The following is an 11511-nucleotide window of genomic DNA, read 5'->3' as shown; positions in this document are numbered from 1 at the left end:
CACTAACTTGATGGCTTCCGCTCGGTATTCCGACGTATAGCTTTGTGTTTCTCTCTTACTCACCGCAGCCTCCTGTTGGCTCAAGTTTACCAATCAGGTGTGTCTACGGAATTCAGGCTACCTCACACAGCAGACTTTAGACAGGTTCTAAGATCTTTTCCAACTCGTAGTTTGTCACTCTTCAATGATTGAAGGCAGCGCTTCGGCAGATATTGCAGTGATTTTCTGAATCGGCCATATACCGTTTTGTGGAGAGCGGATGACGGAGATTAACGCAGTGTTTCAAAACACATGGCCAGAGCTTCTTCCCAACCAGGCGGTATCAAGCCAAACGTGGTCTGTAGCTTGTCCAGATTGAGCCGTGAATTCTTCGGTCGTTTCGCGGGAGTTGGGTAGTCTTCTGTCGCGATGCCATTCAGTGTACTTGGCACCTTATCGCCACGCGCCGCGGCCAGTGCGAAGATGGCTTGTGCAAAACCATACCAGCTGGTTTCGCCGCTGTTCACCATGTGGTAGGTGCCCGATACGGCCTGCCAGTCGGGTTGGCTTGCGATGATGTGGGTGCTCAGGTCGGAAATGGTACGGCACCAGGTGGGTGCGCCAATCTGGTCGGCGACGATATTCATGCTGTCGCGTTCGCGGCCGAACTTCAGCATGGTCAGCAGGAAGTTCTTGCCGCGCGCGCCGTACACCCAGCTGGTACGCAGGATGAGATGGTTGCAGCCGCTGGCGCGTATCGTTTCCTCTCCTGCTAACTTGCTGGCACCGTAAACATTCTGGGGCGCCACCGGGTCGCTTTCCTGCCACGCGGAGGTGCCTTCGCCCGAATACACATAGTCCGTCGAATAGTGAATGAGCGGGATACCGAGCCGCTTGGCTTCTTCGGCCAGTATGCCGGGGGCCATGGTGTTGATGGCGAAGGCGAGATCCTCTTCGCTTTCGGCTTTGTCGACAGCAGTATAGGCAGCAGGGTTGATAATGAGTGTGGGCTTGATGGCCCGAACTGTTTTGCGTAGCGAATCAGCATCGGCCAGGTTCAAGTCGGTACTGCTGGGCGCATGGATATAGCCCAGACCCTGCAGGCTGCGGCGCAGTTCGTGGCCAACTTGGCCATTTACGCCAGTGAGTAGGATGGTGTGCATAGTTGGATTTAATTAAAGCAGGTCCTCGGTTTGCTGTTCGGCAAAGGCTTCAAGCTCATCTAGTAGGGTTATCGCGGCTGTGTCGTCTTTACATTCTTCGCGCAGCGCAGCGAGCTTCTCGTGTAATCCGTCGAGGTTGAGAAAGCCGCTTGCACCGTCGAGCAGCCGTTCCGCACGGTGCTGTTGCCAGCGGGTTTGCTCAGGTTCGCTGAGGCTGTCTGGCCAATTGCGCGCACGGTAGCGAAACACTAGCTCATTGAGTCGCATATCGTTGAAATTCAGCGCCATGCCAGCCAATGCCTGTGGGTTTTGAGCACGGCACTTGTCGAGCAGGCGGCGGTCATTGTCGCCGAGGAAACCATCGTAAAGCGCTTCATCCACATCCCGGGCGGGCTGATTCTGTTCGCGGCTGTAAACCTGCTTGAGCTTGTTGGCCAGCGTGGTGCTGTGCTGGGCCAACAGGCCGGCTAGCTTGCTTGCGTTGGCTTGAGCATTCACCAGGTCCAGTTGCAGGGCGTCAGCACGTTCTGCGCTCAGTACTTTCAAGTTGTTCACTACAACCGGGGATTTGTTCAGGTGCACGGTTTTGATGGGTAAGCGTGTTTCGCCTTCGGCCAGCTCTTCCTTGCGGGTGAACAAGCGGGTACGTATCTGATCGGCGCTGAGGTCGAACAGCTCAGCCGGGTCGTGCTGCAAGTCCCACAAGGGTATTTCATTCTTGTTCGTCGGGTGTGCACCGATGGCTGCAACGGGGGCCAGACAGCCCTGAGCGGTAGGGTACATGCCCGAGACATGCAAAAAGAGGTGTCCGTCGTAAGGGCCGATTTCCGTCGCTACAGCGTCTTTTTTGCGCAGCTTGAAGCAGAAATCGAACAGGCGCGGTTGGTGGGCTTTGATCAGACGTGCAAGGGCGATAGTGGCCATGACGTCGCTGAGAGCATCGTGCGCGGCTTCATGGGCAACGCCATTGGCTTGAGTGAGGTGTTCCAGCTTGAAGCTGGGCGCGCCGCTACCGTCTTCCCGTTCTGGCCAGACGATGCCTTCCGGGCGGAAAGCATAGGTAGCGCGTACACAATCGAGTAAATCCCAGCGTGAACAGCCGTTTTGCCATTCCCGGCCATAGGGTTCTATAAGATTGCGCCAGAACAGATGACGAGTGAGTTCATCGTCAAACCGCAGGGTGTTGTAACCCACACCGCAGGTACCGGGCGCTGCCAGCTCGGCGTGCAGGCGATTGACAAATTCGGCTTCGAGTACACCTTTACTGGCCGCCATTTGCGGGGTGATGCCGGTGATGAGCACCGATTCCGGTTCGGGCAGGAAGTCGTCGGTCGGCTGGCAGAATAATTCGACCGGCTCGCCAATGATATTCAGGTCCAGGTCGGTGCGGACGCCGGCAAACTGGGCTGGGCGGTCGCGCTGGGGGCGTATGCCGAAGGTTTCATAGTCGTGCCAGAAAAAGCTGGGTGATGCGGACATAGCTAAAGTGTCTGATGAGGAATGGCGGCACTCTAGGCTGGCTTGTCTCTGGGGGCAATCAGCTTCTTCATCAGCACAAAAAACAGGCATGCCATGTGGCATGCCTGAAGTGCTTACTTCTTACTACTTCTGGGGAGGGGAGCACTATCTTGCTTGTTTTGGACGCATTAAATCTTGACGTAGGTCATGTTCTCTCAAAAACCTGCCCAAAGTCTGCTGCGCGTCAGCAATACAGCGTTGAAAACACCCTCGGCATGCTCATTTACCATTTGTAAACTCCGCTTCCTCGGGTGTCTTCGCCTTGTCATTGCTCTAGCTCGCAAGACTTTGAACAGATTTTAGGAAGGCTATTTATGATCTGTAGCGAGCAGCACATGAGCCCTGATCACGGCTGCGCAGTAAGATCATGAATAGGCGCTACACGCCGTTCTTCTTGAACCAAGCCAACAACCTCTTCCAACCATCCTCTGCGGCTTCCTGGCGATAGCTGGGGCGGTAGTCGGCATGAAAGCCATGTGGCATGTCTGGGTAGACCACGATTTCGGAAGGTTTGTTTGCCTCTTTGAGCGCAGCTCGCATTTGTTCGACCGAGGCCATGGGAATGCCGGTATCTGCCTCGCCATATAGTCCCAATACCGGTGCGTTGAGTGCGCCGACGATGTCGAGTGGGTGCTTTGGTGTCAGTGGCGCATTGGCCTCTCCCACGAGCTTGCCATACCAAGCTACGCCCGCTTTAAGGCTGGGGTTGTGTGCTGCGTAAAGCCAGGTGATGCGCCCACCCCAGCAAAAACCGGTAATGCCGAGTTTCGCGGTGTCCGCCTGGCCTGACGCCTTGGCCCAGGCAACAGTCTTGTCGAGATCGTCCATCACCTGCGCGTCCGGTACTTTGGAGACAACTTTCTGCACGATGTCCGGAATGTTGGGGATCGTGGAGACATCCCCTTGCCGCATGTAGAGCTCGGGCGCGACGGCAAAATAACCCGCTTTGGCCAGACGGCGGCATACATCGCGGATGTGTTCGTGTACGCCAAAGATTTCCTGCACAACCAGCACGGTTGGGAAGGGGCCTTTGCCCTCTGGCATAGCACGGTAGGCTGGCATATCCCCACCTTTTACTGGAATTTTCACCTGACCCACGACAAGACCATCCGCAGGGGTATTGATCACCTCTGCGGAGGCATCGGGCAGAACTGCCAGTGCAAACCCGGTGGCGAGCGAGGCGGTGACGAATTCACGGCGGTTAAGGCTGGGTGACATGCGTACTCCGGAAAGTTAAGCGAAGGAAAGGCGGCCCCGTAGCGGCAGGGGCGGGGAAGGAGGAGATCAGTTTGGTGAAGTACAGTCCTGTACGATGCCGAAGGGGCTGTCAAAGTTGGGTGGTGCTACGAGACTATCCAACATGTCGTCGACCATGGGAGCTAAGTGAAAGAAACGCACGCTTTGCGGCAGATTGCTGCCAATGCTGCCAGCGTAGGCTTCGATACGTACATCCAACCAGAGGGCACGTTCACGCGGGTAGAGCAGGTTGATGGTTGCCATACCATTGCTGTCGGAGACGGCGGTACGGGTGATGGTTTCGGCTGGTGTGGGGTCGAGTTGACCATTGCCGTTCAAATCTTCACCCGCGTCGAGTGAGTCGTTGCTGTTGGTATCTTCTCTGGCACAGCTTATCGCGGGAGGGGAGACAACCCATAACCCTGCGACATCGTCATAAACCAAGCCGCCCTTGTAGTAGCGTTCGGGTTTGACGCGGAATTCGACAGTCTGGTTGCTTACCGGGTTACCGGCCGAGTCGGTGACGATGGCGGTGAATTGCTTGCTGTAGAAATTGGGATTGGTACCTAGTTCAAGGAGATTGTCTTGAACCAGAGAAATCGCTACGCCAGCCTGTGCCACGGTCAGCCTTGTGGTGGCGGCGATGCTGGTGGCAACGGTTGCCCCCACTGTTACACCGTTGATGCCAGAGGCCACCCCGCCAGAGGTATAGGTGATGCTGGCTTGCCCACCAGTGTTGCTGCGCACCAAGGCTGCGGAAAGCGCCCCGCCTGTGCTGTCCTGTATCAGGTTGAAGCTGACAGGCTGGTCGGCCACTAGGTTGCCATTGGCATCGCGTACTGTGGCGGTCAATTGGGTTTCCTCGCGCAAGCCCAGCGTGCTGCGGGTCGACTGCAAAGCGATGCTGGCCGGTGTAGTGGCTTTGACGTTAAAGCTAAGTTGGGTACTGCCACTAGGTACGCTGGCGGTGATGACGACAGGCCCTGCCGAGCTGCTGCTAAAGTCGGTGCTGACATTGCCGCTGTTATCTGTCGTCATCGTGCTGGCACTCAAAGTGCCGCGGCTGGCTGCAAAATTGACGCTGACGCCTGTTTGCGGGGTACCGTTGATGGCGTAATGAGCGGTAATCGTCTGGTTTGCACCTACCAATACATCGGTGCCGGCGCTAGGCGCGGTAAAGCTCAGGCTTTGCACGCTGTTGACGGTGACGGTACTGGTGGCAGTTGCACCCAATGCAGTAATCGTCACCATATCTGCCCCTACATTTTGCCCTGTGAGGGTGATGGAAACCCTTCCCAAACTATCGGTAACGCCTGAGAGTGCTATAGGGTTGCCTGCAGAACTGGTGACAGTCACCGCTTGATTGGCAATCGGTTGACTGGTCGAGTTGGTTAGAACTGCGGTGAGTACTGCCTGCCCGCCCACTACAGTGTCGAGATTTCCGCTTACAGTAAGGCTGGTGCCCTGAACGCTGATCTGCAGCTTGGCATTTTTCGAGCCCAAGGTGGCGGTGACCAGAATGGTACGGTTTGCCGGGTTACCCGCGGTGGACAGCACGGCAGTGGCAGCGCCGGTGGCATCTGTTGTGCCGACAATAGAACCTAAATTACCCGAGTCGCTGCTGAAGGTGACGGTTTGCCCGCTGACAACCCGATTGTCTTGGTCCTTCACGATAGCAGTCAGCACCACACCAGTCTGGCCATCGGATGCCAGGTTATTGCTATCGGCGTACAGTGCAATCTGGTACGTGGTGGTCGGTGTGGTGGTACTCGCTGGCGCGCCGCCACCGCAGGCCGCCAGCAGACAGCACAATAGGCATCCGAGGTAGACACGTGCAGTGAAAGCAGACACAGCAGGTTCCTTGGTTATTAGGGTGGGCTTCAGGTGCTTGAATGCTGTTTCGCAAGTTTTAAGAACTTGTTCAACGTGTGCTTCGCGTTAGCAATACGGCGTTAGAAACGTTCTCGGAATGCTCATTTACTACGCGTAAATTCCACTTCCTCGGGCGTTTTTGCCTTGTCTTGTCCTAGCTCGCGAGACATTGAACCAGTTCTAAGACTACCCAGTAACAAGCCAGCAAAAATGCCGCTGATACCTGCAAGATGAAACCACTCGAAGCGCTCGCCCAGGAAAGCGATAGCCAGCAGGGTGCCAAATGCCGGCATCAGGTGGATAAAGTTTCCAGCCCGAGCCGGGCCAACGCAGGCCACGCCATAGTTGTAGAACAAGTAGGCCAATATCGACGGAAAAACCCCCACATATAAGAAAGTGGCGGCATTACTTGGTGTCAACGCCGCAACACGTCCCTGCGAGAGTTCCCACCAGAAGAAGGGGGTAATACATATGAGCCCTACTACGATGAGCACCAGCAGAAGCGCCAGGCGATCGATCTTTGGGTCTAGCCGGCGTAGCAGTAGCGTATAGATCGCCCAATCAAGCGCAGCCAACAGCAATAGGATGTCGCCGTGGTTGAGGTCCAGCGTCAGCAAGCGGCCAAGTTCCCCATGAGTGAAAATCGTCATTACCCCTGCAAAGCTGATGGCCACCCCAAGGATCTGCCGACGGGTAATGGGCTCACGTAGAAAGATGGCACCCAGCAAGAGAATGAGAATGGGGATAAAACTATTGGTCAGTACTGCATTGGTAGCGCTGGTGTGATGCAGGCCAACGTAAGCGAGCGAATTGAAACCGGCAACACCAATGGCGCCAAGCAATAGCACGCGTCGCCAGCTTTCGCGCAGGGCAATGCGGTTATGCCAGACGCGGTTCAATGTAAATGGCAGGAGAATGACCAGCGCGATCACCCAGCGGCCAAAACTGAGCGACATTGGGGGGATTGATGCGTGGGTTGCTCTGCCAACAATAAAGTTGCCCGACCAGAACAGGCTGGTAAGGGTGAGCAATAAATAGGCAAGTGCTGGTGACTTGGGTGGCATGGGTTGTTACGGTGTAAGAGCCTGTTCAAAGTCTGCTACATGTCGGTGATATGGCGTTGAAAATACCTGGGAATGCTTATTTACCACTTGCAAATTCTGCTTTCTCGGCTGTTTTACCAAGTCTTAATGACTTTGAAAAGATTCATAGTGATGTATTGCGGAATGGGGAAGAGAGTCACATTCTTTATTCTTAAAATATAGATGTTGTGCTATGAAAGGGGCAGGGAAGGTGTTCGTAAATTTATTCCAACTTCTCGACGACTTTCTTCAATGACTCTATGGTCTTAGGATCTGTGCCTTTATTAATGGCGATATAAAGGTCGCTGTCTATTTCTTTTAATGGGTGGGCAATGGTAACCAGTGTACTATCCAAATTCAGTTTTTCCATTTTCGTATAAAGACCAATCTCCGTTAGAATAGAAATATCGCAACGGCCAGCTATGAATTTCTTTACATTGGTGGTTGAGTCGTCAGAGTGGTCTATTTTTGGAAATCCACTGCTTTTTAAAAACTCCGCACGATAGTCATTATTGACTGCGCAAACAGAGTATTTCTTTGCGTCATTTAGATTGTTGATGACGATATCTTTACGGGAGGTGAGTTTAAAAAAGAATACAGTAGCGTTGTATAGCTTATAGATGTATTCCAGTTTTTCGCTTCTTTCCGGTGTCTTTACAATTGGGTAGATCATCACATTGGGTTTGACCAATGATTCCTGATAAGAACGTGCCCAAGGTTGGACTTTGATATTTTCCTTCGGAAAATTCATTACCTTAAGAAGATCGTCCAATTTTTTTGTGGCTAGCCCACCTATTTTCCCATTTTGGTCGACTGTGACATAGGGTGGGTCGTTCTCTGTGTAAATAACCAGATCTTTAAATTCGTCTGTAGCGTAGGATGGGGTATTGGATTTTAATAAGATCAAACAGAATAGAAAGGCCGATTTCAGGCGCTGTTTTTTGTAAGGCGATTGAATCATGATCTACGCCTTTCAGTATGCTGCAGGAAATAAGCACAATTTGCAGGGCACTTCTTCCCTGAGTTATTTATTGCTTATCCTCCATGTTGCAAGATTGTATAGGTGAGTATGAGGCTCACTTTTATATTTTAATTTAGAATATGAAGAGCGTTAGTGCAAGGTTGTTGGCCTTAAAGTAGCACTCAGTCTTGTTAAGAGTTAACTAGATACTCTTTTTAAAGGCTTGCTCAAGGTATCGTAAATTAGAGAGGGAGAACATTAGAGACATTCTTGAGATGTACATTTACCTTTGGTAAGCGCCGATTTTTGGGAATAACTTTGGCAAAGACGTTTGTTTTTATCGGTAAGCTTGCTTGGAAGCAATGGGATGGACCCCTCCTCAACTAAACGGCACCTAAGTGTCAGATTTGTAGTTCCAGCCACCAGTCAACGTTAAAGAGGAATCCATCATGAAAATCATTCGAGTTGGCGTTGATATTGCAAAGTCGGTTTTTCAGGTTCATGCAGTAGATTATGACGAGAGACCCGTGTGGCGGCGCAAGCTATCTCGCGATATCTGGCTCAAAGAACTTTGTGAGAAGGTTGAGCCTGGCAGTGTGATCGCAATGGAAGCGTGTGGCAGTGCACATTATTGGGCAAGGACCTTGGAAGCAAAGGGCTATACAGTTCGGTTGATAGCACCTCAGTTCGTTAAGTCCTATGTCAAGAGCAACAAGAATGACGCCAACGATGCCGAAGCCATCTGTGAGGCGGCATCTCGCAAGAACATGCGTTTTGTATCAATCAAGCGTGTCGAGCAGCAAGACATTCAAGCAGTACACCGCATACGCGCAGAACTGATCAGCACTCGCACAGCCAAGGCCTGTCAGATTCGAGGACTTATTATACGGAGAATGGTTTAACCCACCGGTTCCGGCGACTGTTGAGTGGATTGTGGTTTGATCTGCTGTGGCTGGATAGCTGAGTAAAGGAGCTGGATCGCGAAGTGGAATTGATCGCCCAGAGTCTGCCAACCACGAGAAGGCTGATGCAGCTCCCGGGTGTCGGTCCACTGATTGCAACGACGATCATTGCCACTGTGGGCGATGCAGCGCGGTTCAAGAATGGCAGGCAGATGTCTGTGTCGATCAGCATCACGCCAGCCCAGCATAGTTCGGGAGGTAAAGCGCGGCTACTTGGCATTTCGAAACGGGGCGATGCCTATCTACGGACATTGCTGATTCATGGCGCACGCTCGGCGATGCGGACCGCCAAATACAAGACAGATCGGCTAAGTCGATCGGTTACCGGGCTTGGAGAGCATGGCCATGCGAATGTGGCCGTGGCGGCTTTGGCCAACAAGACCATACGCATTGCCTGGGCGATGATGCAAAACCAGACTGAGTACCAACCAGATTTCGTCTTGAGCTAGCCCAAGCCACGATCCGGTTTATTAGACGTACCAATAGTCAAACAAGGAGCAGATCAACCCCGATTGCTGAGCAACTCGAGAGATGGCAAACAGGTCGAACCGGCGCTGATAAACCCCGAGAGTGTCTAGGTGCGTGAAGCACGACAAAGCGAATGGGAATTGGCGCGCGAATAGCCCATCATGGCTCTGCATTGATAGTTCAATGCTGTAGTAAGAGGCTGGATATACGTGAGCAGTCGAACCTTCCAGCCAAAGACCGGGATACTTGCAAAAGAGGTAGGGTCCATATACAGAAATTCCATCTGTTACTGTCGTTTATAATTCAGTGTGAATGGGTGCATACTCAATCTGGGTGAGTCAATATGGGGTAGGGCATGGTCAATCGGGGTACAGCTTCACCAAGTAACTGAAGCTATTACACAACCATGATCAACGCACCCTGATTCCCTGATCTTTTCTTTTCGTAATTGAGTTGTAATTAGACAAAACTGTGTGGTTTGTCGACAAAAGAAGCGGTAACTAAGCGTTCTATATGTGAGCGAACTACTAATAGGGCAATTACAAGGCTAGCGCTAAGGTTTGCACCATAGAGGACCATAAACTCGCAATAGCTCATTTCCGGAGCGATGAGGCGTGCTACACCGACGAACGAAGCATATAACCATGTCACTGAACTAATCCCTCCCAACACAGCGCAGACCGTTGCCGTGAAACGAGGGTAACGTTGTGGGTGAGCCAACATGGGGAAAGCTACCCAATGCAACAGTAAACCATTAACAGTGAGGAGCGACACCACGGTAAGTTTTGTGGCTAATTTAGGCAATTTAGAAATTGCATCCAGGTCAAAACCCACTGTCAGCAGGATCAAAGCGCCACCCGTCAACCAGAGTAAGCCAAGTAACCAAGCAATTGACCGCCCAGCCTTATGCAACTTATCGATGTCAATGCGTCGGGATAGAAGTAACGCTACATCCGTTCGGATTACATCAACGACGGCGAAAGCAAATAACAATGCGTGAGCATAGAGGAGCAACTGGCTGATGATGGTGGTAATCATGTTTAATTAAGTCTCCAAAAAAAGCATTTTTTGTAAGCAATGAGACAACTTTCTTTCCCTGGACTTTGTATTAGCAGTTTTACTTGGCTGAACGACGGCCAGGATTAACTGGCTAAATAGCCATGAAAAAGAGACTGATCATTGCAGTTAGTCTGGTGGTAATTCTTACCTTTGGCTGGGGTTCAAATGTCACCACCCTGAGTTTGATCTTTGAAGTTGCCGTAATAAGGGTTTCTCTCCTGCTGAGACCTTTTGATAAAGGTGGACTAATCTGCTGTTGATTTACGATGTATGGATGTCGGATATAGGTTTTTGTTCCCATGATATGAATAAATAGCTCTGTTCAATGAGCAAATAAGTCACACGCTGATAGAAGGAGTGAGGGAACTAAACATCATGCACTGTTATTCCAGGTGGATATAGAATGAACCAGGTCTTAGAATCGACTAATTGCTTAAAGCCCTTGCCGTGTTTCCTAGTCTTATTTATAAATAAATAAGACTATTCTTAATTTATGCATTGTAAGTTAAGAAGTGAGCTGAGTATGCCAATTCGACTCTGCGGGGGCAGATCAAGAAGGAAGGAAAATATCGATTTATGCCAAGAATTGCCCTTACCATTTTTATGGGCTTGTCAATACTGAGAGAGTATCAAATCCAGCTGAATTAAATATTGTTTGCAAATTGTTTTTATTTTAATTAATAGCTAACACTGGTGCTAAATGTACGCATGCTCTGCAGTATTTCGTTATAGAAACGCTTTGAGTAAGCCTATTTTTCATATCAATACTGCTGATCAGTTTGACTAATTGATCTTGTTTGGTATTTAAAATGTTTGTGTGCAATTTTATGTTTTGAACACAGTTCCAAATGCCATGTGCTTCGATCATCTGAATCAGGACATTGCTGTCATATCTCTTATCAGCGATCACTGCCTCTATCCAATAACAGGCCACTAATCCAGTTCCGTATGTAACACCGAATCTGACTGCGCGTGAGTATTATGCTTAGGGGACTGCTCAAGGCATCGACGCACGTGTATATCTTGGTGCTTAAGCTTTTTCGCGAGTGAGGTCCGTCGGTTGATCACTACCGCTTTTAGTGGTATGGTAATCCCCCCATTTTTAAGGGGAGTCAGAAGTAGCGCTATGCGACCATGGCCAGCCGCTGTATTGGGGTAATACCGCCCAAGGCCATGTTAGGGCGTTCGTGATTGTAGAACCAGATCCAATC

At 51.1% G+C, this 11511-nt stretch carries 7 protein-coding genes and 1 pseudogene; 1 reads left to right on the top strand and 7 read right to left on the bottom strand.

Annotated features, from left to right (window positions below; all coding sequences use genetic code 11):
* Window positions 1–269 precede the first annotated feature (269 nt).
* The 6 genes from rfbD to ACUHMQ_RS18870 all read right to left on the bottom strand — a co-directional run bounded on the left by rfbD (window position 270) and on the right by ACUHMQ_RS18870 (window position 7811).
* Window positions 270–1142, bottom strand: coding sequence for a dTDP-4-dehydrorhamnose reductase (rfbD, locus tag ACUHMQ_RS18895; protein ID WP_445297011.1), 873 nt, complete (start codon window positions 1140–1142; stop codon window positions 270–272).
* A gap of 12 nt (window positions 1143–1154) precedes the next feature.
* Window positions 1155–2621, bottom strand: a complete 1467-nt coding sequence (sbcB, locus tag ACUHMQ_RS18890) for an exodeoxyribonuclease I (RefSeq protein ID WP_445297010.1) — start codon at window positions 2619–2621, stop codon at window positions 1155–1157.
* 417 nt (window positions 2622–3038) lie between these two features.
* Window positions 3039–3878, bottom strand: a complete 840-nt coding sequence (locus ACUHMQ_RS18885; RefSeq protein ID WP_445297009.1) for a dienelactone hydrolase family protein — start codon at window positions 3876–3878, stop codon at window positions 3039–3041.
* A 66-nt stretch (window positions 3879–3944) separates the two neighbouring features.
* Window positions 3945–5747, bottom strand: coding sequence for an Ig-like domain-containing protein (locus tag ACUHMQ_RS18880; protein ID WP_445297008.1), 1803 nt, complete (start codon window positions 5745–5747; stop codon window positions 3945–3947).
* A 122-nt stretch (window positions 5748–5869) separates the two neighbouring features.
* Complete coding sequence (locus ACUHMQ_RS18875) at window positions 5870–6832, bottom strand: DMT family transporter (protein WP_445297007.1); 963 nt, start codon at window positions 6830–6832, stop codon at window positions 5870–5872.
* A 241-nt stretch (window positions 6833–7073) separates the two neighbouring features.
* On the bottom strand, window positions 7074–7811 hold the full coding sequence (locus ACUHMQ_RS18870; protein WP_445297006.1) for a substrate-binding periplasmic protein: 738 nt from the start codon (window positions 7809–7811) through the stop codon (window positions 7074–7076).
* A 449-nt stretch (window positions 7812–8260) separates the two neighbouring features.
* Between ACUHMQ_RS18870 and ACUHMQ_RS18865 the strand changes: the two are divergent.
* A pseudogene (locus tag ACUHMQ_RS18865) lies at window positions 8261–9222 on the top strand (IS110 family RNA-guided transposase).
* Between the two features lie 478 nt (window positions 9223–9700).
* Here ACUHMQ_RS18865 and ACUHMQ_RS18860 read toward each other — a convergent pair.
* Window positions 9701–10279, bottom strand: a complete 579-nt coding sequence (locus ACUHMQ_RS18860) for a hypothetical protein (RefSeq protein ID WP_445297005.1) — start codon at window positions 10277–10279, stop codon at window positions 9701–9703.
* Window positions 10280–11511 lie beyond the last annotated feature (1232 nt).

The sequence above is a fragment of the Chitinimonas violaceus genome (assembly GCF_052601015.1).
Note: the sequence above shows the minus strand (reverse complement) of the source record. Positions and strands in the feature narration are given on the sequence as shown.

Bases quoted from the DNA above. Each gene is read 5' to 3' on its own strand.
- ACUHMQ_RS18860 (WP_445297005.1), bottom strand. From the start codon at position 10,279: ATGATTACCACCATCATCAGCCAGTTGCTCCTCTATGCTCACGCATTG.
- rfbD (WP_445297011.1), bottom strand. From the start codon at position 1,142: ATGCACACCATCCTACTCACTGGCGTAAATGGCCAAGTTGGCCACGAA.
- sbcB (WP_445297010.1), bottom strand. From the start codon at position 2,621: ATGTCCGCATCACCCAGCTTTTTCTGGCACGACTATGAAACCTTCGGC.
- ACUHMQ_RS18870 (WP_445297006.1), bottom strand. From the start codon at position 7,811: ATGATTCAATCGCCTTACAAAAAACAGCGCCTGAAATCGGCCTTTCTA.
- ACUHMQ_RS18875 (WP_445297007.1), bottom strand. From the start codon at position 6,832: ATGCCACCCAAGTCACCAGCACTTGCCTATTTATTGCTCACCCTTACC.
- ACUHMQ_RS18885 (WP_445297009.1), bottom strand. From the start codon at position 3,878: ATGTCACCCAGCCTTAACCGCCGTGAATTCGTCACCGCCTCGCTCGCC.